At 67.8% G+C, this 23,191-nt stretch carries 22 protein-coding genes; 12 read left to right on the plus strand and 10 right to left on the minus strand.

Annotated features, from left to right (window positions below):
* The first annotated feature begins 100 nt into the window (after positions 1–100).
* Positions 101–520 (plus strand): VOC family protein, encoded by a 420-nt coding sequence (locus tag ACGFIF_RS24100; RefSeq protein WP_393157415.1) that lies wholly within the window; start codon positions 101–103, stop codon positions 518–520.
* Between the two features lie 15 nt (positions 521–535).
* On the opposite strand, the gene ACGFIF_RS24105 is transcribed toward ACGFIF_RS24100, so the two are convergent.
* Both ACGFIF_RS24105 and ACGFIF_RS24110 read right to left on the minus strand, forming a co-directional pair.
* Positions 536–1,120: a TetR/AcrR family transcriptional regulator gene (locus ACGFIF_RS24105; RefSeq protein ID WP_393157417.1), complete on the minus strand. Its 585-nt coding sequence runs from the start codon at positions 1,118–1,120 to the stop codon at positions 536–538.
* On the minus strand, positions 1,117–2,049 hold the full coding sequence (locus ACGFIF_RS24110; RefSeq protein ID WP_393157419.1) for a GTP-binding protein LepA: 933 nt from the start codon (positions 2,047–2,049) through the stop codon (positions 1,117–1,119). Before ACGFIF_RS24110 ends, ACGFIF_RS24105 begins: the two co-directional genes overlap by 4 nt.
* 227 nt (positions 2,050–2,276) lie before the next feature.
* Here ACGFIF_RS24110 and ACGFIF_RS24115 point away from each other — a divergent pair, with 227 nt between their 5' ends.
* The 3 genes from ACGFIF_RS24115 (at position 2,277) to ACGFIF_RS24125 (ending at position 4,367) form a co-directional block, all read left to right on the plus strand.
* Positions 2,277–3,110: an alpha/beta fold hydrolase gene (locus tag ACGFIF_RS24115; RefSeq protein WP_393157421.1), complete on the plus strand. Its 834-nt coding sequence runs from the start codon at positions 2,277–2,279 to the stop codon at positions 3,108–3,110.
* Between the two features lie 79 nt (positions 3,111–3,189).
* Positions 3,190–3,651, plus strand: coding sequence for a carboxymuconolactone decarboxylase family protein (locus ACGFIF_RS24120; protein ID WP_393157422.1), 462 nt, complete (start codon positions 3,190–3,192; stop codon positions 3,649–3,651).
* Positions 3,652–3,659: 8 nt separating this feature from the next.
* Positions 3,660–4,367 carry an isocitrate lyase/phosphoenolpyruvate mutase family protein gene (locus ACGFIF_RS24125; protein ID WP_393157424.1) on the plus strand — a complete coding sequence of 236 codons (708 nt, stop codon included), beginning with the start codon at positions 3,660–3,662 and terminating at the stop codon, positions 4,365–4,367.
* Here ACGFIF_RS24125 and ACGFIF_RS24130 read toward each other — a convergent pair.
* Positions 4,360–6,237, minus strand: a complete 1,878-nt coding sequence (locus ACGFIF_RS24130) for a hypothetical protein (RefSeq protein WP_393157426.1) — start codon at positions 6,235–6,237, stop codon at positions 4,360–4,362. The two genes, ACGFIF_RS24125 and ACGFIF_RS24130, sit on opposite strands and share 8 nt — an antisense overlap.
* Positions 6,238–6,321: 84 nt before the next feature.
* On the opposite strand from ACGFIF_RS24130, the gene ACGFIF_RS24135 reads away from it, so the two are divergent.
* Positions 6,322–6,810, plus strand: coding sequence for a pyridoxamine 5'-phosphate oxidase family protein (locus tag ACGFIF_RS24135; RefSeq protein WP_393157428.1), 489 nt, complete (start codon positions 6,322–6,324; stop codon positions 6,808–6,810).
* A gap of 320 nt (positions 6,811–7,130) precedes the next feature.
* Positions 7,131–8,540, plus strand: coding sequence for an IS1380 family transposase (locus ACGFIF_RS24140; protein WP_393157429.1), 1,410 nt, complete (start codon positions 7,131–7,133; stop codon positions 8,538–8,540).
* Between the two features lie 299 nt (positions 8,541–8,839).
* Here ACGFIF_RS24140 and ACGFIF_RS24145 read toward each other — a convergent pair whose 3' ends face one another.
* The 4 genes from ACGFIF_RS24145 to ACGFIF_RS24160 all read right to left on the minus strand — a co-directional run bounded on the left by ACGFIF_RS24145 (position 8,840) and on the right by ACGFIF_RS24160 (position 14,126).
* Positions 8,840–10,162 carry a hypothetical protein gene (locus ACGFIF_RS24145; protein ID WP_393157431.1) on the minus strand — a complete coding sequence of 441 codons (1,323 nt, stop codon included), beginning with the start codon at positions 10,160–10,162 and terminating at the stop codon, positions 8,840–8,842.
* A 250-nt stretch (positions 10,163–10,412) separates the two neighbouring features.
* Positions 10,413–11,237: an aldo/keto reductase gene (locus ACGFIF_RS24150; RefSeq protein ID WP_393157432.1), complete on the minus strand. Its 825-nt coding sequence runs from the start codon at positions 11,235–11,237 to the stop codon at positions 10,413–10,415.
* A 497-nt stretch (positions 11,238–11,734) separates the two neighbouring features.
* Positions 11,735–13,714: a protein meaA gene (locus ACGFIF_RS24155; protein ID WP_393157433.1), complete on the minus strand. Its 1,980-nt coding sequence runs from the start codon at positions 13,712–13,714 to the stop codon at positions 11,735–11,737.
* 79 nt (positions 13,715–13,793) lie between these two features.
* Entirely contained in the window at positions 13,794–14,126 is a 333-nt protein-coding gene (locus ACGFIF_RS24160) for an STAS domain-containing protein (RefSeq protein ID WP_393157434.1), read from the minus strand.
* Positions 14,127–14,258: 132 nt separating this feature from the next.
* Between ACGFIF_RS24160 and ACGFIF_RS24165 the strand changes: the two genes are divergently transcribed.
* The 4 genes from ACGFIF_RS24165 (at position 14,259) to sppA (ending at position 18,182) form a co-directional block, all read left to right on the plus strand.
* Positions 14,259–14,591 (plus strand): hypothetical protein, encoded by a 333-nt coding sequence (locus tag ACGFIF_RS24165; RefSeq protein ID WP_393157436.1) that lies wholly within the window; start codon positions 14,259–14,261, stop codon positions 14,589–14,591.
* A gap of 147 nt (positions 14,592–14,738) precedes the next feature.
* A complete protein-coding gene (locus tag ACGFIF_RS24170) occupies positions 14,739–15,365 on the plus strand; it encodes an RNA polymerase sigma factor (RefSeq protein WP_393157437.1) in 627 nt (208 codons plus the stop codon).
* Positions 15,365–16,492, plus strand: a complete 1,128-nt coding sequence (locus ACGFIF_RS24175; RefSeq protein ID WP_393157438.1) for a CU044_5270 family protein — start codon at positions 15,365–15,367, stop codon at positions 16,490–16,492. Before ACGFIF_RS24170 ends, ACGFIF_RS24175 begins: the two co-directional genes overlap by 1 nt.
* A 37-nt stretch (positions 16,493–16,529) precedes the next feature.
* On the plus strand, positions 16,530–18,182 hold the full coding sequence (gene sppA / locus ACGFIF_RS24180) for a signal peptide peptidase SppA (RefSeq protein WP_393157439.1): 1,653 nt from the start codon (positions 16,530–16,532) through the stop codon (positions 18,180–18,182).
* On the opposite strand, the gene ACGFIF_RS24185 is transcribed toward sppA, so the two are convergent.
* Entirely contained in the window at positions 18,163–19,443 is a 1,281-nt protein-coding gene (locus ACGFIF_RS24185; protein WP_393157441.1) for an FAD-binding oxidoreductase, read from the minus strand. The genes sppA and ACGFIF_RS24185 overlap by 20 nt on opposite strands.
* Positions 19,440–20,024 (minus strand): cob(I)yrinic acid a,c-diamide adenosyltransferase, encoded by a 585-nt coding sequence (locus ACGFIF_RS24190; RefSeq protein ID WP_393157442.1) that lies wholly within the window; start codon positions 20,022–20,024, stop codon positions 19,440–19,442. The genes ACGFIF_RS24185 and ACGFIF_RS24190 overlap by 4 nt, the downstream gene beginning before the upstream one ends.
* A gap of 50 nt (positions 20,025–20,074) precedes the next feature.
* Between ACGFIF_RS24190 and murA the strand changes: the two genes are divergently transcribed.
* Entirely contained in the window at positions 20,075–21,361 is a 1,287-nt protein-coding gene (gene murA / locus ACGFIF_RS24195; RefSeq protein WP_393157444.1) for a UDP-N-acetylglucosamine 1-carboxyvinyltransferase, read from the plus strand.
* A 71-nt stretch (positions 21,362–21,432) separates the two neighbouring features.
* Positions 21,433–22,602 (plus strand): enoyl-[acyl-carrier-protein] reductase FabV, encoded by a 1,170-nt coding sequence (gene fabV / locus ACGFIF_RS24200; protein ID WP_393157446.1) that lies wholly within the window; start codon positions 21,433–21,435, stop codon positions 22,600–22,602.
* Between the two features lie 2 nt (positions 22,603–22,604).
* Here fabV and ACGFIF_RS24205 read toward each other — a convergent pair whose 3' ends face one another.
* Positions 22,605–23,156, minus strand: coding sequence for a CGNR zinc finger domain-containing protein (locus tag ACGFIF_RS24205; protein WP_393157448.1), 552 nt, complete (start codon positions 23,154–23,156; stop codon positions 22,605–22,607).
* Between the last annotated feature and the right edge of the window lie 35 nt (positions 23,157–23,191).

Genomic DNA, 23,191 nt, shown 5'->3' on the forward strand with positions numbered 1-23,191 from the left:
GCTTCGGCAGACTCCCCCACACCCTCGGCACCGGGCTTGACTCTCCGGTGACCGGAGGGTGGAGCGTCGGTGGCACCAACACCGAGAGAGGGGATCTGCCGTGATCACCAGCATCTTTCCGACCATCTGCGCCGACGACGTGGCGGCCACGCGGGACTTCTACGTCGACCGGCTGGGCTTCCGGGTCATCTTCGACAGCGGGTGGTACGTCCAGCTCGAGGCTCCCACCGGCAGCCGGCCGCAGATCGGGATCGTCGAGCGGGAGCATCCGAGTGTTCCGGAGGCCTTCCGGCTGCGCCCGGCCGGTGTCCTGGTGTCGATCGAGGTCGACGACGTCGACGCCGTACACGAGCGGATCGGTGCGGCCGGTCACGAGATCGCGCTGAGCCTGCGCAGCGAGGACTTCGGTCAGCGTCACTTCATGACCGTCGATCCGACCGGCACGCTGGTCGACGTGATCACACCGATCCCGCCGTCACCGGAGTTCGCGGCGGCGTATGCGGAGTACGCGACCGAGTGAAGACCCGGCCGGCGGTCAGTGCGGATGGGGAACGGTGAGCGACTCTTCGAGCATGTCGATCATGTCCTCGTGCCGCTTGGCCGCGGTGTCCGACCGGCCCAGGGCGATGATGTCCAGGAACACGGTGCTGACGATGAGTTCGGCAGCTGTCCGCACCCGGGCCGGGTCGGCGACGACGTCCTCGGCGCCGCTGAGCACCTCGGCGATGGTGGTGGCGGCTTCGGCGAACAGCTCGGCCGCGCGGGCGGCGATCTCCGGACGTGCCTGCGCTTCCCGGAATACGATGATCCGGGCCGAGCGGTTACGTTCCAACTCCTCTGCCATCACGGTGACGACGGCACGCAGCCGCTTGTGCACCGAGCGCCCCCGCGCTGCGGTGAGCAGCACCTCGCCGGGGGTCGGCCGCTCGCGGACGATGGCGAGCAGGAGATCCGTCTTGGTGGCGAAGTGGTAGAACACCAGGCCGGACGGAACACCCGCCTCGTGGGCGATCCGCGCCGTGGACGTCGCGTCGTACCCGTAGTCGGCGAACAGCCGCTCGGCGGTCTCGATGATGGCCTGCCGCTTGGTGTTGCGCCCCGGTGCATGGGTGGTGGTCATGTTTCACCCCGTTCGGTGGCTGACCGGCGATCCCCCTTCAGGTCCGCGGCTGCCCCGGCAGCGCTCCGGAGTGCCTTGAAAACGTAGTCCGGCACGCGCAGGCCTTTCCGGTGCGACCACAGCAACTCGTGCTCGACCCGTCCGACCTGGGTGGCGTAGTGCCGCAGGTCCGCCTCGTCGCCGGTGTTGATGCCCAGGCCCGTCATCACGTGCCCGAACTCCACCTTCTGCTGCTTGGTGTCGACACCGACCGGGCCGAACGTCTTCCGCCGCAACGTGCGCACCAGCCACCGCTGCCAGGAAGCCAGCTGGGGCCAGAGATCACGCGCGGCGAACTGGTAGTAGGCGAAGTGACCGGGCTCCTGGCGCCGGATTGGCGCGACCACGGTGGCCGCGATGGCCCGTTCACCCAGCTCGACCAGCCCGGCGTGAAGCTTGTTGTAGGCAAGCACCGCCGATCGTTCGGTGGCCAGTCCGGTCAGGTAGTAGAGCATCCGGCTCACGTCCTGTACGGCGCCCACCCGGCCGAGCGCCCCGAGCACCTTGAGCTTGAACGACACGTCGGACACGTTGGGAGTGGCGGCCTCAAGACCGGCCTGCACCTGCAGCCGATCGAGGATGATCCCGTGGTGCGTCTCCTGCGGCAGCCAGACGTCGGCATAGAAATGCCGGTCGACCTCCGGTGGATCCGGGAGCAGCAGGTTCAGCTCGAGGACGTTCCGCTCGACTTCGAGCTCGACTCGGGACATGTAGGACAGCACCGGTCCGAAGCGCTCGGCGAGCAGGTCGGGACGGTTCATCGTGTAGTCGACACTGTCGAGCGGGATCGGCGGGTGTTCCTCCCCCAGCCGATCGACATGGTCGGCCAACTTCGCCTGATTTCGCCGACGCTTTCCCCGCCGAGCGACAGACACATCCACCAGCGCCATCTGCGGCACCTCACCCCATCGAAGGAATGTCCGATCGATCGCTTCCATCGTAGCGAGTAACTGACTGATCAGTCAGTCAGATACCTGTGAAGTCAACGACATTCGGCTGTCCCCGACCCTTCGTGACGGCAGCACCGATGGACGGGTCCGGCGGCTAGCATCGCGGAAACGCCCGCGCAGCCGCGCTTCAGGCGTTCCGTTCAGCATCGACCAAGGGGAGAGCCGCCGTGACCGACCAGACCGCTCCAGTTCCGTCCGCACCGGAGACCGGCTACGCGCCGGTGAACGGCCTGCAGATGTACTACGAGCTCCACGGTTCCGGCGGGACGCCGTTGCTGCTCTTGCACGGTGGACTGTTCAACATCGACCTGCAGTTCGGTGAGCTCCTGCCGAGCCTGGCCGCCAACCGCCGAGTCATCGCCGCCGACTTCCAGGGGCACGGGCGGACGAACGATGCCGATCGCCCGCTGGGCACCGTCGGGCTGGCCGCTGACGTCGTCGGGCTGCTGCAGCACCTCGACGTACCGAAGGTCGACGTCTTCGGCTTCAGCGTGGGTGGGGCCGTGGCGCTGCACCTCGCGATCAAGAACCCCGAGCTGATTCGCAAGGCGATCATCTCCTCGGTGTCGTTCGACCCCAGCGGCGACCGGGAGGAGAACGCCGACGCGGTGGGCGAGATGAAGGTCGAGATGATCGCCGGTACGCCGATGGAGGCCGAGTACCTGGCCAAGTCGCCGCACCCCGACCTCGACCACCTCCAGGTGCTCCTCACCAAGCTCGGCGGCTACGACCGCGGCGCCGGCGGCTGGTCCGAGGACGACATCCGCGGCATCGCCGCACCGACGCTGATCACCGTCGGGGACAACGACGCGGTCAAGCTGGAGCACGCGGTCCGGTTCGCGCAGTTGCGCGGAAGCGACGTGAACGGCGACTTCGTCGGCGTACCCGCCTCGCAGCTGGCGGTCTTCCCGGGCACGACCCACTTCTTCGGTCTCGCCCGTACCGACCTGGTTCGCGACGTCGTGCTGACGTTCCTCGACGCCCCCATGCCGGAGGCCTGAGTCCCGGGTCAATTGGCCCTTGGAATCACTCTGGAAGTGGACCAGGTAGCTGGGCCGGTCGGGACCTAGGTTGGTGGGTATGAGCACAACGAAACGGCGGGTCAAGCTCGCCAACCTGGTTCCCGACTTCTACCAGGCGATGATCGCACTGGACGCGGTCTCCGACGCCGGGATCGACCCCAAACTGGCCCACCTGGTCCGGATCCGCGCGTCCCAGCTGAACGGCTGTTCCTACTGCACGGACATGCACTCGCTCGACCTGCTGCACCTCGGCGACGACCAGCAGCGGATCACTCTGCTGCCGGTCTGGCGGGAGTCGCGCAAGTTCTACTCCGAGCAGGAGCAGGCCGCACTGGAGTTGACCGAGGCGATCACGTTGATCAGCGTTGATCACGTTCCCGACGAGGTGTACGACATCGCGGCGAACGCGTTCGACGACAAGGACCTTGCCCAGTTGATCGCCTTGATCATCACGATCAATGCGTGGACCCGCATCGGTGTCACCGGGCGGATGGAGCCCGGCCACTACAAGCCGAGCTGAGGCCCGACATGGCATCCACAGCCGAGTTGTTCCGGGCGCTGCACCACGGCGGTACGCCGCTGGTCCTGCCGAACGCGTGGGATCCGGTCAGCGCCCGGCTCGTGGCCGAGGCCGGCTTCCCCGCGGTCGCGACCAGCAGCGGCGCGGTCGCCCGCGTCCTCGGGTACGCCGACGGGCAGCTGACCCCACCGGACGAGATGTTCACCGCGGTGGCGCGGATGGTTCGAGCGGTCGACGTACCGGTCACCGCGGACATGGAAGCGGGCTACGACCTGCCACCGAAGGAGTTCGCCGAGCGACTGCTCGAGACCGGAGCCGTCGGCTGCAACCTCGAGGACTCGGTCGACGACGTGCTCGTCGACCCGGCACAGCACGCGGACTACCTGGCCGAGGTCCGGGCGACCGCCGGAGCGGACCTGGTGATCAACGCGCGGGTGGACACCTTCCTGTACGGGAAGGATGTTGCCGACGGCAACGCACGAGGCCGTGCCTACCGTCGAGCCGGTGCGGACTGCGTCTACCCGATCTATGCGCCGCTGGACGTTCTGCCCGAACTGGTCGCCGGGATCGGCGGACCGATCAACGCGCACGCCGCGCCGAGCGGCCCGACACCGACCGAGCTGGCAGCCGCCGGTGCGATCCGGATCTCGTACGGCACCAGCCTGCACAAGCACCTGATGGTGACGTTTCGGACGCTGCTGCCGTCGCTCACCTGAGTCGGAGCGCGTAGACGAGGGCCCAATCCTGGTCGTTCGCGAGCGGATCCGCGACGTACGCGGGCTGTCCGTTCACACAACTCGGGTAGACGAAGGCACACGTCGCCGAGCCGTCCGTCTCGAAGTTGATCAGATTCGAGCGCAGGATCGACTCCCCCGCCGCGTCGAGCCAGGCCGCCTGCTGCTCGTCGACCAACTCGCGCGGCCAAGCGGCGTACACGGCCGCACTCAGGACGGACCAGTAGTGCGGGAAGACGTCGCCCCACAACCGCAGCCGGCCGAACCAGTAGCCGTCCCAGTGCCGGATCGACACGTGCCGCAGGCGTACGTCGGGCTGATCGGCAGCGAACGCGGTCAGCCAGGGCAGGCGGCGGGTGAGCTCGGCGGCGTCGATCTCGGCCGGCGCGATCCGGTACGCCGCGACGAGCAGCTCGAGCAACGGCGCGACCATCGACTGCTCGTAGTTGACCTCGTGCGGCGGCAGTTCGTCGCCGTACTCGATGAACGTGCGGGCGTGCTCGACGAGGCGGTCGCGCATCCCGAGCTCGCTCAGCAAGGGTCCGAGGTCGAACGCGAGGAAGTGCGACCCGCCGAGTTCGTAGTACCGCTCGAGGATGCGGATCGCGCCGGCCGCATCGCCCTGGCCGAGCAGGAAGCGCGCGAACCACGGGAAGTTGTAGAGCCGGACCCTGCCCTGGTGGATGCTGTCGTCCTGGACCGTCCCGTCGTCGTCCACCACGTGCTCGCGGACGAACTCCTCGTACCCGGCGAGCGCCTCGTCCAGCTCGGCCCGGTCGCCCCACCCACGATCGCGAACCTCCTGCAACAGCAGGGCCATCCCGATCCGCTCGCGCGCATCGGACCAATCGCCCCACGCGCCGGACAGCACCGTGAGACCGCTCTCGTTGTCGTACGGCACGAAGGCGTACTTGCGGCTGTCCGCCAGCTCCGGCCGTCGCTGCTTGTCGAGGATGAACCGCACTCGTTGTTCCGCGATATCTCTCAAAGGCTGGTGGAACAGTACGGCGATCCGCGCGGTCCGCTGACCGTCCGTCGCCTCGACGTGCACCACCCCCGGCTCGTCGCTGGTCACCTCACTCGGGCCGGTCCCGGTGAGCTGGATCGTCTCCCCCACTTCGGCCGCCAACCGGTCCGCGCCGATCAGTGGCTGCCGATCCGCGTGGAAGCCGGGCAGGTCGTCGTACCAGGAAAGCTGCCAGGTCCAGCGGTACGACGCCCCCGGCGCGAGCGTGATCGCCGGCTGGCCGCCCATCGCGTGCGGTGCGCGGGCGTGGTCGGTGACGTGGAGGTAGAGGTGACCGCGGATGTTGCTGCTGGTGCCGGGCTCGCGGGACTCGACCGAGTACGCCCACAGCTCACCCTCCTTGAGCTGCAGCCCGAGCCCGGGACCACTACCGTCCATCGGGACCGCCCAGACCCACGCGTCGGCGCCACCCGTCCACACATGCGCATGGACCGCGCCGGTGAGGCTCTCGCGACTCGACCGGTAGATGTCGCGGTACGGCGTACTGATCGCGATCGACCCGACCTCGACGGGCTCGGCGCCGGTGTTGCGGAGCTCGTACGTCTCGGTCCACTGCTCTCCGAACCGGCGGCCGACCCGGAGCTCCAGCTCGGGGAGTTGGTAAAGCAGGTCGATCCCGCTCTGCCGCCAGCGGAGCATCGCCGGGTGATCGAAGCGGTGGCCGCCACGGTCCGTGATCACGAAGCCTTTGCCCCACGCGTGGAGGCTGTCGTGCACCCCACCCTCGTCGAACAGCACCTGCCGTCCACCGGGGTGAACCACCTTGGCGACCGCTCCGTCGTCACCCACGTGGACCTGACCCGCACCGAATCCGAAGATTTCCACGATTCGACAACCTATCGATGTCGAGGACCGCTCAGCGGCTTCGTCCCTGGGTGAGAACAACCTCCAGATGGAAGGATCCGAACCATGACCAAGGACGAGATCACCGAGATTCTGGCCAAGCCGTACTCACAGCAACTGCTGAACGGCCCCGAGCCGGCTCGACTGGCGTACACCGGCATCGACGGCGACCCGCGGGCGATCCCGATCGGTTTCTGGACCGAGGGCGAGCAGATCCTGATGGCCACGGTGCCGAAGGCGGCCAAGGTCGCCGCACTCCGGAAGAACCCTCGCGTGGCACTCACCATCGACAAGGGCGCCTTCCCGCCGAAGGTGCTGCTGCTCCGCGGGACCGCTGAGGTCGAGCTGGTCCAGGGCGTCCCGGACGGCTACCTCGAGGCCGGCCACAAGGTGATGACCGACGAGCAGTACCCCGAGTGGGAGGCCGGCGTGAAAGGCCTCTACGACCAGATGGCGGTCATCACCGTCACCCTCACCTGGGCCAAACTCCTCGACTTCGAAACCACCATCCCGAAGGCGGTCGAGGACCTCATCCAGGAGAAATCAGCCAGCTGACCCACGCGCGCTACGCAGCCGCTCCTTCGTCGCGTCAGCTACGCGCGCTCCCGCCCACCCCCCGGCTGTCGCCGGTGCACCTCGCCGGGCTTCCGCCCGGGGCGGCCGGCTAATCGCCGGCGGGTGGCGGGCTTATCGCCCCGCGATCTGCGGGCTTATCGCCCGCGCCCTGCGCTCCTTCGGCGCGCGCCATCGACTAGCCCGGCGCTTTCACGGTGGTTGATGGTGAGGCTGTGTTGGTGAACTGAAAGGTGCTCCTGACCAGCGACGATGTGGTTTGTCTAGGACCATGTCGTGCGGAGCCGAGGAGCACCTTCGAGGTGAAGACTACCGGGTTGTATCCGTGTGTTCGGGTTGATGCTGCGGGTTCGGGGGTGGTGTCGCAGGCCGGCGGCCTGTTGCTCACCGACGCGTGCCGGGTCAGTGGCCTGGATGCGGAACTGTCGGAAGTGTTGGCGCCGTGGCGCAGGCCGTTGGCCAGGCACGACCCGGCCAAGATCGTCACCGATCTGGCGGTCGCGCTCGGGCTGGGTGGGGACTGCCTGGCCGACGTTGCGGTGCTGCGCGCAGAGCCGGGAGTGTTTGGTCCGGTCGCCTCGGATCCGACGGTGTCCCGCGCGGTCGACGCGCTCGCCGGCGACGTCGAGGCGGTGCTGAAGGCGATCAATGTCGCACGGGCGGCGGCCCGGGCGCGGGTGTGGGCACTGGCCGGCGAGCACGCGCCGGACGCCGGCAGGAGTCCCGACGATCCGCTGATCATCGATACCGACGCCACCTTGGTGGGTTCGCATTCGGACAAGCAGGGTGCGGCCCCAACCTTCAAGCGGGGCTACGGATTCCATCCGTTGTGCGCGTTCGTCGACCACGGACCCAACGGATCGGGCGAGCCGTTGGCGGTCATGTTGCGACCCGGGAACGCCGGCTCGAACACCGCCGCCGACCACATCACCGTGGTCCGCGATGCGCTCAAACAGATCCCCGGTCATCGGTCGGGGACCAGGCCCGGACGCCGAGTGTTGATCCGTGCCGACGCGGCCGGCTGCACCCACGAGTTCCTCGACTGGATCGTCGGCCAGCGGCTGTCGTACTCGGTCGGGTTCCCCCTGCCCGACGACTTCGCCGACAAGCTGCCGCGGATCCCGAAGCAGGCCTGGACACCGGCGGTCGATGCCGACGGCCGGGTCCGAGACAGCGCCTGGGTCGCCGACGTCACCGCCCTACTCAACCTGTCGAAATGGCCGCCCGGGATGCGGGTGATCATCCGCAAGGAACGCCCCCACCCCGGCGCCCAACTGCGCCTCACCGACGTCGACGGGCACCGCATCACTGCCTTCGCCACCAACACCACCCGCGGCCAACTCGCCGACCTCGAACTACGCCACCGCCGCCGAGCCCGCGCCGAAGACCGGATCCGCTGCGCCAAAGACACCGGACTCAGAAACCTCCCCTTGCACGACTTCGGCCAAAACCAGATCTGGTGCGCCATCGTCGCCCTGGCCTGCGAACTGACCACCTGGATGCAACTACTCGCCTTCACCGACACCGACGGCACCGCCCACGAAGCTCGCCGCTGGGAACCCAAACGCCTACGACTACGGCTGTTCTCGACCGCCGCGAGGATCGCCCGAACCGGCCGCCGCACCATCGTCCACCTCGCCAGCGACAGCGCCTGGACCACCCTGCTGCACGCCGGCCTCACCCGGATCCGCGCCCTCACCTCACCCGGCTAACGACGCCTCACCCGTCACTGCGCCCCGCAACAGACCCGGCACGTGGAACCGGCGTCCACCCCGAGACGACACTCGGGTCCCTGTCCTACCCGACTGCAAGAATCAACCCCCAGCGCCGGCTATCAAGCCGCCGCCAACGCGCGCGACCGACTCACGAAAGATCCGGGCTAGCTGACCGGTGCCCGTCCGCGAGACAACCGCCGGCCACTGGCACAACCTAACGGCCGATTTACAGCTAGAGCGCCCGGGCATGGCGAATGACCTGGACGAGAACCGCCATCATCCCCAGTGGGAGGGCACTAGAGGTGCTTCCCAAAGCGCCGATGAATACGCCGAACGATGGGGAGCGCGCAGAACCAACTCCGTACCTTGCGTGCTCGATCGATCAGCGGCCTGAACACCTCTAGGTCGATCTCGACACCCGCGTGCTTGATCGGAAAGAACTCGATTCCGTAGGTTCGAGTCTCGGTAGGCAGAACCAACTGCTGCCGAACACTCGAGTAGAGGAGATGCGCGGCTTCAGACTTCTTGCCCTCACCGGCCGTCAGCATGGCGAGTCCTGTCACCCCGGCAATCACATAGAACCAGATGCCGTTCTCCCTGGAGATGTCGAACTCATCGATCGTCGCGTAACCAAGCGCTGCGATCAAAGCTGTCAACGGCAGTGCGATCCCGGTCCTGAATTCACCCTCGGAGCGCAACCGATCGTACTCGTTGTACACGCTCTCATATTGCGCGCGGAGCTGTACGTGTGCTCGGTCGACGCGGTTACGAACGTCAGCTTGCAGTCGGGCGATATTCACCACTGCTGAGATCAGCGCATGCCTGGCTTCGCTGTGAGTGGCTACCTTCTCCTCCAGCGCTGCCCGGATGGTCCCCTCCAATTCCGGCACCTTTTTGATCTTCCGAACTGCCCGGGCCAATGGGACGGACGCAAGCGCCGGGACCTGCAGTGCTTGAACGCGTTGGAACTCCGCATCTTGGAGGTTCGTGGCACGGAGCGCATCCCACAGCATTCCACGCGGAATCCGACTGATGAGACTGTGCCGCACGCCGTCCGACGCTGCGAGGGTCCGTGCCGATTCTTCTTTGACCATGGTTGCGATCTGCTCGCGGGACGGATCCCAGGCCAGTTTCACGTCCTGCCAACGATCACTGCAGAAACGCAGGCACCACAAGCAGAGCCGGGTGAATGAAAAGGAGAGCAAGTCCACGTAGCTCACTCCGCCGGATTTTCGTGATTCATGCCAGGCGAGTACGGCCAGCGCCGCAACAGCCACAAGCAGAAGACGCAGGAAGCTCGCGAGGAACCACAGGAGAATGAGGATGCCTACAAGGACCGGCATGAGTCTGGCCAGTCCGTTGACGAGTCTCAGCACGATCTGGCTGAGCTCCGTCAGCACGATTCCTAACAGGTAGGCACCAAACAGCCCGACTCCAACCACAACTGTCGCCGGTGCGACTGCCACCGCCGTTCGGATCGACTTGGCAAGTTCTCCGTGTTCGACTTGATCGGGAAGGTAGCGGAAGAGCAGAGAGCCGACCAGAGCCCAAACCGAGCCTGCTGCCAGCGGGAGTCGAGCATCACGAACTCCAGGCAGAAACTGCGTCCAGATCGTCATAGTGCGGTGCACTCAACATCACGACGTGTTGCAGCGCAACCATCCTTCGTGATCGGCGAACTGCCCGTAGCGTCAGACCATCGAATGATGCTGACGACTACCGCCGTCCTGCCGACCACCGACCTACTGCCTACAGGTTGTTCGATCGCCGGATTCGTCTGCCGCTCCCGGTCAGTTCGTAATCCTTCGGTGAGTTAGACAGCGACGGATTTCGTGCGCCCCTGAGGGACGTGGTTAGCTCTGGAGGCGGTCAGGACCACCACTTCTGGGAGCGAGACAGGGCGTCCGGGGTCTGGTTGGTGGTGTCGAGCGCGTCGAGGGCGGAGACAGCGTCCTCGTCGAGTTCGAAGTCGAAGACGGCGAAGTTCTCCTCGATGCGGGTCTTGTGGGTCGACTTGGGGATGACCGACAGCCCCTTCTGGACAGCCCACCTGATCAGGACCTGCGCGGGGGTGCGTCCGGTGGCCGAGGCGATCCGCTCGACGGCCGGGTCGTCGAGGTGCCGTCCGGTTCCCAGCGGGCTGTAGGCCTGGGCGACCACGCCCGCGTCCTCACAGGCCTCGACCAGGGAACGGCGGTAGTCGAACGGGCTGAACAGGATCTGGTTGACCGCCGGCGGGATCTGGCTCACCTTCAGGAGTTCCTGGAGCTCGGTGGCGCCGAAGTTCGAGATTCCGATGCCCCGGGTCAGCCCGGCCTCACTGGCCGCTTCCATCCCAGGCCAGGCCCACGTCGGCCCACCCTGCGGCCAATGGATCAGGTAGAGATCGACGTAGTCGGTACCGAGCCGCTCCAAGCTCTTCTCCGCCTCGACCCGGGCATCCCGCTTCCCCGGGTAGAACTTCGTCGTCAGGAAGATTTCCTCGCGCGGGATCCCGCTGCTCCGGATGGCTCGCCCCACACTCGATTCGTTCCCGTACGCCTGCGCCGTGTCGATCAGCCGGTAGCCGGTCTCGAGCGCCGCGGCGACCGCCCGCTCACACTCCGGACCGTCCGGCACCTGCCAGACCCCCAGCCCCACCACCGGGATCTCCGCACCGTTCGAGAGCTTTCGAGTCACCTGAGCATCAGCCATGCATCCCTTCTACCACCCGAGCTCAAAACCCAACCCACACAGGCGGGTCGGGGTGGGCAGGATCTCGCAGCACGCGGGCGACAGCCCGCAAGACGCGGCGGCAGCCGCGCAGCCTCGGGGGGACTGGAGGCCACGGGCGACAGCTCGCAAGATGCGGCGGCCGCCCGCAAGGAAAGTCGGGTGGGCGGGAGCGCGCGGAGCGGGAGCGACGAAAGAGTGCCTGCGTAGCACGCGTGGGGAATCTACAGTTTGTTCGCTCGCCGGATGACGTCGACGACGTCGGACATCAGCCCGTGACAACACTTGTTCGCCTGACGGACGCCGAGCGAAGTAGTCGATCGCGCGCGACGCAGGAGCCCGCCGCGCGTGGGCGATAAGCCCGCCGGATGCGGCGGCAGCCGCTGATCGCGGCGGCAGCCCGCAAGGAAAGTCGGGTGGGCGGGAGCGCGCGGAGCGGGTGCGACGAAGGAGCGGCCGCGTAGCACGCGTGGGGAGATCTACAGCTTGTTTGCTCTACGGATGACGTCGACGACGTCGGACATCATGCCGGTGAGGTCGTAGTCCTTTGGGGTGTAGACGGCTGCTACACCCGCGGACAGGAGAGCGCGCGCATCCGCGTCGGGGACGATGCCGCCGACCACGACCGGGACGTCTTCGAGGCCGGCCTCGCGGAGGCCGGTGACGACCTGGGGGACGAGTTCCATGTGGGAGCCGGACAGGATGGACAGCCCGACGCAGTGGACGTCCTCGGCAACGGCCGCGGCGACGATCTGCTCGGGTGTCAGCCGGATGCCCTGGTAGATCACCTCGAAACCGACGTCACGAGCCCGTACGGCGACCTGCTCGGCACCGTTGCTGTGGCCGTCGAGCCCGGGCTTGCCGACGAGGAACCGCAGCCGCCCACCCAGTTCCTCGGAAGTGGTCGCGACCTTCTCGCGTACGGCGGCGATGGCCTCACCGCCGGCGGAGACGCCGACCGATCCGGAGACCCCGGTCGGCGCGCGGTACTCGCCGAACATCTCCCGGAGCACCCCCGCCCACTCCCCGGTCGTCACGCCCGCGCGAGCGCACTCGAGGGTGACCGGCATCAGGTTGTCCGTGCCCTTCGCCGCCTCGCGCAGCTTGGCAAGCGCGACCTCGACCGCCTTGTCGTCCCGCTCGGCCCGCCACTTCCGCAGCGACTCGAGCGCCGCGCTCTCGGCGGCCGGGTCGACCGTCTGGATCGCGGTGTCGAGGTCCGCGGTCAGCGGCGACGGCTCGGTGTTCTCGAACTTGTTCACGCCGACGACGACGTGCTCACCGGACTCGATCCGCTGCCGGCGTTCGGCGTGCGACGCGACCAGCGCTTGCTTCAAATAGCCGCTCTCGACGGCAGCCACGGCACCACCCATCGCCTGGACACGGTCGATCTCCTCGCGCGCACCGGCGACCAGTTCGTCCACCTTCGCCTCGATCACGTGCGATCCGTCGAAGATGTCGTCGTACTCGAGCAGGTCCGACTCGTAGGCCAACACCTGCTGCATCCGCAGCGACCACTGCTGGTCCCACGGCCGCGGCAGCCCGAGGGCCTCGTTCCACGCCGGCAACTGGACCGCGCGGGCGCGGGCGTTCTTCGAGAGCGTGACGCCGAGCATCTCGAGCACGATCCGCTGGACGTTGTTCTCCGGCTGCGCCTCGGTGAGCCCGAGCGAGTTCACCTGGACGCCGTACCGCAGCCGGCGAGCCTTCGCGTCCGTCACGCCGTACCGGTTCAGCGTCAGTTCGTCCCACAGGCGCACGAACGCGCGCATCTTGCAGGTCTCCTCGATGAACCGCACCCCGGCGTTCACGAAGAACGAGATCCGCTGCACCACGTCGCCGAACCGCTCGGGCGGCACCTGACCGCCGTCCCGGACCCGATCCAGTACGGCGGTGGCCGTCGACAGGGCGAAGGCGAGTTCCTGCACCGGCGTGGCGCCGGCCTCCTGCAGGTGGTAGCTGCAGATGTTGATCGGGTTCCACTTCGGCACGTTGGCCACGGTGTAGGCGATCAGGTCGGTGGTCAGCCGCAGCGACGCGTCCGGCGGGAACGCGTAGGTGCCGCGGGACAGGTACTCCTTGACGATGTCGTTCTGCGTCGTACCGGTCAGCTCGTCCGGCAGCGCACCCTGTTCCTGCGCGGCCACCTGGTAGAGCGCGAGCAACCACATCGCGGTCGCGTTGATCGTCATCGACGTGTTCATCTGCGCGAGCGGGATCTGGTCGAACAGCGCGCGCACGTCACCGAGGTGCGCGATCGGTACGCCGACCTTCCCGACCTCACCCTTGGCCAGCACGTGATCCGCGTCGTACCCGGTCTGGGTCGGCAGATCGAACGCGACCGACAGTCCGGTCTGGCCCTTGGCCAGGTTCCGCCGGAACAACGCGTTCGACTCGGCCGCGGACGAGTGGCCCGCGTACGTCCGCATCACCCACGGTCGATCCTTCTCGGTCGCCATGTACCCGAGAGTAGGACTGTGTTCCCTTGTGAGTCCCTACCTCGTGACCGGTGTCACCAGCGGGCTACATCACACAACCTCAGGCGGAGATCGCCATCGGAGTGCGTTCGACCCGCAGGATGCGGTGCAGGCGGGTGACCGCGAGGATGCGGATCACCGAGGGCATCGGGTGCCACAGGACGAGTTGACGACCCAGCAACTGAGTACGGCGGTGGCTGGCGACCAGCAGGCCGAGACCGGTGGCGTCGACGGCGTCGACTTCCTCCAGGTCGACGATCACGTCGCCGACCGAGGTGTCGATCACTTGATTGAGGGTTTGACGGACGTCGCCCACAGTGCGGACGTCCAGGATGCCGGTGAGATGTATGACGTTGTTGTTCGGTGCTGTGTCGTCGTGGGTCGGTGCGAGCATGTCCGTGCCCTCCGCTCTCCCTGCGGCCCCCGAGTCATCGGCCGCACTGCAGCGTGCATGCTTGTGATCGTAAAGACTCCCTGGGGACACGGAAGGTTGCCAAGACCTCGCGACCAATTATTTCGCGAGACAATGGTGTCCGTGTTCGCCGAGCAGTACTTCTTGTTCCCTCTCGTGGCCATCGCCTTGGCCGGGCTGATGGTACTGCTGTGTCGCTGGGCTTTCTCGAAGGCGAAGGGTGGCTCGCTGGTTCGGCGGGTCGACCTGGGCCCGGCGGAACGGGACTCCTTCGGCCTGCTGATCGACGTCCGGACGGTGCCCAGCTACAACGAGGCTCGAGTCAAGGTGTCGATGCTGAAGGACTTCGGGATCAAGGCGACCGCGGCCCGGACCAAGGACGGCTGGTCCGTCTACGTCTGGCCGCAGGACGAGGACGCCGCCCGCGGGTTGCTCGACGCTTCCTGACGTCCGGCCAGATCTCTCCCGCCGGCCTGTCCTCCGGAGAGCGCTCTCGCGCGTCCCTGTGTCGGGCTTTCGCGTCGCGAGAAGGGGTCTGGGGACATCGGACAAGAACAAGGTGAGCCGACCGGCACACCTGACGTGAGGAGTTCGATGACGCCCGACCTGGCCTTGGCGACGCTTGCGTTTCCCGGGCGGCTGCCGGCTGCCGCCGTACCCGCGACCGAAGCCGATGAGGATGGCCGGGTGCTGGAGGCGTCGGTGCGGGAGCCGGACCGGTTCACGCTGATCTTCGACCGGTACTTCGCCCAGGTGCACTCGTACGTCGCCCGCCGGCTCGGCACCGATATCGCCGACGATCTGGCGGCGGAGACGTTCCTGATCGCGTTCCGGCAGCGGGACCGGTTCGACCGGCGCAACGGCGTGGTGCGTGCGTGGCTCTACGGGATCGCGACGAACCTGATCCGGCGGCACCGCCGCGACGAGGTCCGGGCCTGGCGGGCGGTCGCGAAACTGCCGCCGCCGACGGCTTCCATCGATCATGAGGACCGCATCGCCGCGCAGGTCACCGCACAGGGCGCGAGCCGCGAACTCGCGGCCGCCCTCGCCAAGGTCTCCGCCAAGGACCGCGAGGTGCTGCTGCTGGTGGCGCTCGGCCAACTCACGTACGACGAAGTGGCCGCAGCACTCGGCATCGCGTACGGCACCGTCTGCTCCCGCCTGTCCAGAGCTCGCCGCATCCTCCGCGAGTCCCTCGGCCCGATCGCAGGTGAGTCCTGATGAACGAACTCGAGTCCCTGCGGAAGGCCTTCCCGGAGCCGGAGGGCCCAACTCCGGAGACGACCGCCGCTGCGCGACGGCGGGTGGAGTTGGTGATCCGCGAAGCGGAAGTGGAGACAGCGCCGCAGAGGTGGTGGGGTGCTGCTAGAGCGGGGTGGGTGGGGACTGCTCTGACCGCGACTACCGCTGTGGTGGTCGTGGCGGGTCTGGGGGTGCCGTTGGTTAGAGGACCTGGTTCCGGGGATGCGCCGGGAGCGGCACCGGCAACGATCACACCGACCGCACCGCGATTGACGGCCGCAAGCCGGGTGTTGATCGAGGCGGCTGTGCAGCAGGAGACCAATGAGAAGGTCTCGGGGAAGTTCTTCCGGGTGCGGAGTCTGCAGCTGACTGCGACGACGCGGGTCGGGAGCCCGAAGTACACGTTGGAGCGGCGGTCGATCAGCGAGAGCTGGATGCCGATGAAGCCGGGTTTGCAGTCGTGGTTCGGCTGGGTCAACCTCGGCTATCGACCCGCCACCCCGACCGACGCGTCCAAATGGCAGGCACAGGGTTCACCACAATCGTGGCAGCTGGAGTACGAGAAGGACCCGATCACCGTCGCTGCCACCGATCCGGTGGTGAACGAGATGGCCTTCGACGACGTCCCGCCCGGCTACTACCTGACCGGCGACAAACCCCTGACTGCGCAGCAGATCGCGGCCCTCCCGACCGACCCGGTCAAGCTCCAGGCCGTCCTCGCCCGCGGCGCCGACCCCGGCTCGACGGCGACCATGCGCGACTACGTCGTCTTCGCTGCCGCCGGCCGGCTGCTGTTCGAGATGCCCTCTCCCCCGAAGCTTCGCGGCGCGGCCCTCCGCGTCCTGGCGGCGCTCCCCGGCACCCACGTCCGCACCGGGGTCAAGGACCCGATCGGCCGCACCGGCACCGAGATCACCATCAACGTGAACCCGAAGGAGCCGAGCGGCGGCAGGACGTTCCTGTTCCGTGGCGGCGCCCGCTACATCATCGACCCCACCACCGGTCGCCTGCTCAGCTCGACGTACGGCAAGCCCGGCGCGACCGTCGTCCTCGAATCCGGCTGGACCGACCAAAACCCCAAGCCACCGTCCCCAACCATCCGCTGACCCACACGGTCTTGTCAGAGGCGACTAGGGTCGGGGTATGGGGATTCTGCTTGAGCTGGATCTGACCAGGGGTGTGCTGGAGACGCCGCCCGCTTCGCCGGTGGCCGCGTTCCGGTCGCGGCACCTGCCGACACTGCGTGAGTTGGTGGCGGCCCTTCGGAAGGGTGCGCGCGACGACAATGTCGTCGGTCTGGTCGCCCATCTGGGTGGCCAGCGGTTGTCGCTCGCCCAGGTGCAGGACCTGCGTGAGGCGGTCGCGGACTTCCGGACGTCGGGCAAGACCGCGGTCGCGTGGACCGAGTCGTTCGGCGAGACCGGCCAGGGGACCGTGCCGTACTACCTGGCCACCGCGTTCGACGAGATCTGGATGCAGCCGTCCGGCGACCTCGCGATCACCGGCATCTCCGTGCAGGCCGTCTTCGTTCGCGCAGCCCTGGACAAGGCCGGCGTGATCCCGCAGTTCGGCAAGCGCCGGGAGTACAAGACCGCCGCGGACACCTTCACCGAGAAGGAGATGACGGAGCCGGCCCGCGAGATGGCGTCGCGGCTGGCCGAATCGGCGTACGAGCAGATCGTCGAGGGCATCGCCGTACGACGCCGGCTGGACACCGCCCGAGTGAGGGCGCTCGTGGACAGTGCACCGCTGCCGGCACAGACCGGACTCGAAGTGGGGCTGGTCGACCGGCTTGGCTACCGCTCCGATGTGTACGACGAGCTGCGGAAGGGACTCGGCGAGACCACCCGGCTCCTGGCCGAGCGGTACATCCGCCGCGGGCCTCGGACTCTGCACGACCTGCGCAAGCAGCTCCCCTGGCCGCAGAAACCGGTGGTGGCCGTCGTACGGGTCTCTGGTGCGATCAACGTGGGCCGCAACTCCAGTAGCCCGCTCGGTGGTTCCAGCTCAGGCTCTGACACGGTCGGAGCCGCGCTGCGTGCTGTGGCCGACAACGACAAGGTCAGGGCCGTTGTACTGCGGGTGGACAGCCCAGGTGGGTCGTACGTCGCGTCGGACGCGATCCGGAACGAGGTACTGCGGCTGAGGTCCACCGGACGACCCGTGATCGTGTCGATGGGCAGTGTGGCCGCGTCCGGCGGGTACTTCGTCGCGATGCCGGCGGATGTGATCGTCGCGCAACCGGGCACCATCACCGGCTCGATCGGCGTACTGACCGGCAAGGGCGTCGTGCGGGATGCGCTCGGCCGGATCGGGATCACGCAGCAGGCCGTGTCAGAGGGCGAGAACGCACGGATGTTCTCCGCGCAGGAGGAATTCACCGACGAGCAGTGGGCGCGGCTGGAGGAGACTCTCGACCGCATCTACAAGGACTTCGTCGCCAAGGCGGCGCAGGACCGCGGGCTACCCGAGGACGAGCTGGAGAGTCTCGCGCGCGGCCGGGTCTGGACGGGTGCCGACGCGCACGCCCGCAAGCTCGTCGACGAGCTCGGCGGCTTCCAGCACGCGCTCACCATTGCCTGCAACCGGGCCGGCCTGGACCGCGACAACATCGCGCTCGCCACGGTTCCGCACCGGAACCTCCTGGACCAGCTGCGTGCGCCGACGACCACCGATGACCTGGCCGTCAAGGCTCAGCCCCTAACCCTCGACGGCCTGACCACTGGTATCTACAGCGCGCTGGGCCTGCCGCCGGAAGGGCTGTTGCGGATGCCCCTCAACTGGCAGCTGGGCTGAGCGACTGCGGGAAGGCGAAGAACCCGTCCGGATCGTAGGCCTGCTTGACCTTCCGCAGACGGTCGAGGTTCTCGCCGTGGTACGCCAGGTGTGGGTCTTCGAGCATGGGGTCGGGGAAGTTCGGGTAGACCCGGCCGGTGCCGTACGGCGCGAGTGGCTTGAAGACACCGGCCAGTCTCGCGCGAAGGTCGGCCTCGGTCGCCTCGAGATTCACCGCAGGTGCGCTCGCCATGAGCTCCAGCAGGAAGGCCGTGTCGCGGTGGGCGAACGCGGTCGCGTCGGCGGGGACGCGGTTGTAGGCGCCGCCCATCGGCGTGAAGTTCACCTCGCCCGGAGCTGCCCGCACCAACTCCTCAAGCACCGCCGTAGGAATCGGCTGCGCGAAGAACTCCGACTTACTGACCTCGATCCTTTGGACCTCATCGGCCTCCGCGCCAAGCCCGACGAAGGACCGCTTCAACTGGCGATAGGGCAACTCCTCGACGATCGAGGACGACGGCGGGAGGTCAACAGGAGCGGCGAACTCACCGACGGTCAGCCCGAACAGGTGAACCGCGTCGGCGGCCAAGCGGACGTTGGCGTTGAGTTCGTCCGGCGCGTACGGCGCCCAGCGCTGCCACGCGTCGATCACAGCGACCGCGTCCGCACGCGACCAGGTGAGGTGGAACCGCGTCGCGACCGGAGCCGGCAGGGTCGAGAACCACAGCCGGCTGACCACTCCGAACTGCCCGCCACCCGCACCGCGAAGCGCCCAGAACAGGTCCGCGTCGTCCTCGTCGGAGCAGGTGATGACGCGGCCGTCCGCCAGCACGACGTCCGCCGCCACCAGACTGTCGCAGGTCAGCCCGTGCATCCGGCCCAGCAGACCGATCCCGCCACCCAAGGTCAGGCCCACGATCCCCACGGTCGGACCGCAGCCGCCCGGAATGGTCACGCCGGCCGCGTCGAGCGCGTCGTACAGCTCGTTGAGCCGGATGCCCGCACCGGCACACAGCACGCCGTCGGTCACCTCGACCGAGGTCAACGGGGAGACGTCGAGGACGATGCCGGTGGTCGACGAGCGGCCGGCGAAACAATGCCCGCCGCTGCGAGGTACGACCGGCACTCCGGTCCTTCGTGCCTCGGCCAGCACCTCGACCACGTCCGCTGCCGATGAGCACCGCGCGATCGCGGCCGGGCGGATCTCGCCGTACCGGGGCATCGCCGGCCGGCGGGCCGCCTCGTACTCGACGGAACCCGGCCGGAGCCAGCCGACGGTCACGGAGTGCGCTCGCCGCCCGGGACCCACAGCACATCGCCGCCGGAGGAGAGATTGGCGACGCGGCCGAGGATGAACAGCAGGTCGGAGAGGCGGTTGAGGTAGGTGAGGGCGAGCAGGTTCACCGACGGGCCGTGCACCTCGACGGCGGCCCAGCCGGCGCGTTCGGCCCGCCGTACGACGGTCCGGGCGACGTTCAGGTAGGCGGCGCCCTCGGTGCCGCCGGGCAGGATGAACGAGCGGAGCTTGGTCAGCCGGCTGTTGTAGTCGTCGCACCAGCCTTCGAGCCGGTCGATGTAGTCCTGGGTGATGCGCAGCGGCGGGTACTCCGGATTCGGCGTGACCGGGTTGCACAGGTCGGCGCCGACGTCGAACAGATCGTTCTGGATCCTGGTCAGCAGGAGCACCAGGGTGCTGTTCAGGTGCCCGGCGGCGATGGCCACTCCGATCGCGGAGTTCGCTTCGTCCACCTCGCCGTACGCCGCCAGCCGCGAATCGGTCTTCGAAGTCGTCGAGTTGTCGCCCAGGCGGGTCTCGCCGGCGTCGCCGGTCCGGGTGTAGATCCGCGTCAAGTTCACAGCCATGGCAAGGACTCTACGCAAAGGCCAGGATCGTTAAACGCTACAGTCGGCGGGTGGAACGGTTTCGGATCGCAGGTGAGGCACGGCTCGAGGGAGCCGTGGAAGTCACTGGGGCAAAGAACAGCGTGCTCAAGCTGATGGCGGCGGCACTGCTGGCGGAGGGAACGACGCTGCTGCGGCAGGTACCGAGCATTCTCGACGTCACCTTCATGGCCCAGTTGCTGGACACTCTCGGCTGCTCCGTGAAGGTCGACGCGGACGAACAGACCGCGACGATCGCCGTACCGGGTGAGGTCGGACACCAGTGTGACTACGAACTGGTGCGCAAGCTGCGGGCGTCGATCTCGGTGCTCGGACCGCTGCTGGCCCGGTGTGGTCGGGCGGAGGTGGCGCTGCCCGGCGGCGACAACATCGGCTCCCGCGGGCTGAACATGCACGTCGCGGGGCTGGAGGCGATGGGCGCGAAGGTCCACATCGAGCACGGTTTCGTCATCGCCGAGGCGCCGCAGGGGCTGCACGGTGCCGAGGTCTGGCTGGACTTCCCGAGCGTCGGCGCGACCGAGACGATCATGATGGCCGCGGTGCTGGCCAAGGGCACCACGGTGATCGAGAACGCGGCCCGCGAGCCGGAGATCCAGGACATCGCCGCGATGCTGGTCGAGATGGGTGCCCAGATCGACGGTGCCGGGTCGCCGCGGATCGAGATCACCGGCGTGACCGGGGTGCTCAAGCCGGTCGAGCACGTCGTCGTTCCGGACCGGATCGTGTCCGGCAGCTGGGCGTTCGCGGCCGCTATCACCAAAGGTGACGTGACGATCACGAACGGCCACGCCGAGCATCTCGAACTGCCGCTGGACAAGCTGCACAAGGCCGGCGCGGAGATCAGTGTGCTGGAGTCCGGCTTCCGGGTCCGGATGAACGACCGGCCGAAGCCGGTGGATGTGGTCACGCTGCCGTACCCGGGTTTCGCCACCGATCTGCAGGCGTTCGTGATCGCGTTGAACGCGATCAGCGACGGCGCGGCGATGGTGACGGAGAACCTCTTCGAGGGCCGGTTCACGTTCGCGCAGGAGCTGACCCGGCTCGGAGCGCAGATCCAGACGGACGGTCACCACGCGGTCGTCCGCGGCGTTCCGCGGTTGTCGGGTGCGCCGGTCGTCGCGTCGGACATCCGCGCCGGTGCGGCGTTGGTGCTTGCCGGTCTGGCGGCCGAAGGCGAGACGCTGGTGTCGGCCGCGCACCACGTGCACCGCGGCTACACCGACTTCGCCGGCAACCTCCGCCGCCTCGGAGCCGACGTCACGGTCGAGCCGGACGACGCGGAACTGTACTGGAACTGAACCGGCATTCTGTGCGCATTCTCTGCGCACTCCGGCTCGTTGGGCCGATCGAGCGGGTTAGGGTCATCGGCATGAGTGAGCGCGTAGTCAAACCCCTCGGCCGTGGATTCCTCTTCCTGGACTCGCATCCCGACGGTTGTGCCCGGATCGTCCGTGACCTGGCCGGCCAGGTCGAGCGTCGTACGCCGGAACGCCGTACCGCGCTCGTGATCGGGTCGAGCTCGGGCTACGGCCTGGCCGCGACGATCGCGGGTCTCGCGCGCTACGGGATCGACGGGGTGGGTGTGTCGTTCGAGAAGGCACCGACGGCACGTCGTACGGCGACTGCCGGCTGGTATCGCACGGCCGAGACTGCTGCGATCGCTGAGGAACTCGGCCGTGAGTTCCACTTCGTCAACGCGGACGCCTTCGCGGACACCACGAAGGACGAAGTGCTCAACCTCGTCGCGGAGCGGTTCGGCGGGGTCGACCACCTGATCTACAGCGTCGCCGCACCACGCCGGGTGGATCCGCGGACCGACGAGACGTACCAGTCCGCGATCAAGGCGATCGGCGCACCGCACACCACCAAGAGCCTGGCCTTCGACGGCGCGGATCCGGTCCTGCAGGAGGTCGGCATCGAGGTCGCGACCGACGATGAGATCGCGCAGACCGTGAAGGTGATGGGCGGCGAGGACTGGTCCCGCTGGGTCGAGGCACTGACCGAACGCGGCCTGACCAAACCTGGATTCAGCACGGTCGCGCTCACCTACATCGGGTCCGAGCTCACCGGCCCGATCTACCGCCAGGGCTCGATCGGCGCCGCGAAGGCCGACCTCGAGCAAACCGCACTCACGCTCAGCAAGAACGGCGTCCAGGCGATGACGTCGGTCAACGGTGCCGCCGTCACCCAGGCGTCCTCCGCGATTCCCGGTATCGGGCTGTACGTCAGCCTGCTGCACAAGGTCCTCGGCGACGGCCTGCAGACCCCGATCCAGCAGTCGATCGCGCTGTGGGATCAGCTCACCGGTGACGCCTCGCTCGACCTCGACGAGGAAGGCCGCATCCGCCTCGACCGCTGGGAGTTGACCGACGAGGTCCAGGCCGCCGTACGCGCTCAGTGGGAGGCGGCGACCCAGGACAACATCGCGGAGGTCGCCGACGCCGAGTGGTTCTTCTCCGAGGTGCGACGCCTGTACGGCTTCGACGTACCGGGGGTCGACTACGACGCGGGGACCGAGGTCGACGTCGCCTGGCCCTAGGCCTAGGTGCGGGCGCGGTACTTGCGCATCTTGTTGCGGGAACCGCAGATCGCCATCGTGCACCAACGACTACGGCCGGCCGGACTGCGGTCGTAGTACACCCAGCGGCAGGTGTCGGCAGCACATGCCTTGAGTCGTGGCCAGGTGCCGTCGTTAGTCGCGGTCGCGATATCTGCCGCGATCCTGGCGACCAGAGCCTGGACACTCTCTAGCCCTTCGGCCGGGCGGACTGTCGCGCCTCCGTCGGCCGACAGCGCCAGTCTCAGCGGTGCCTCGGCGAGCAGTTGGTCGAGGACCGCGAGGGACTCCGCGGGTACGTCGACGCCGGCGTGCGCCTGGCAGACGTCACGCACCGCTTCCCGGAGCGTCAGCACCGCCGCCAGGTCAGCCGAGTCGAACCACAGGTCAAGCAACCCATGGGCGGCGCAGAACGTGCTCAGCTCCGCGGGGTTCGCCAGCGTGTCGCGTTCCATCTCCAGGTCGACGGTGTTGACCAGGTCCTGGACGAGGACGAGCGGCTCGGGGGCCGGGGTGCGCTCGCCTGGCTGGATCACAGTTGCCACGTTACCGCTGTTAGGGGATGATCCGG

It is taken from the genome of Kribbella sp. NPDC049174 (assembly GCF_043197365.1).
In the GTDB taxonomy this organism is placed as follows: domain Bacteria; phylum Actinomycetota; class Actinomycetes; order Propionibacteriales; family Kribbellaceae; genus Kribbella.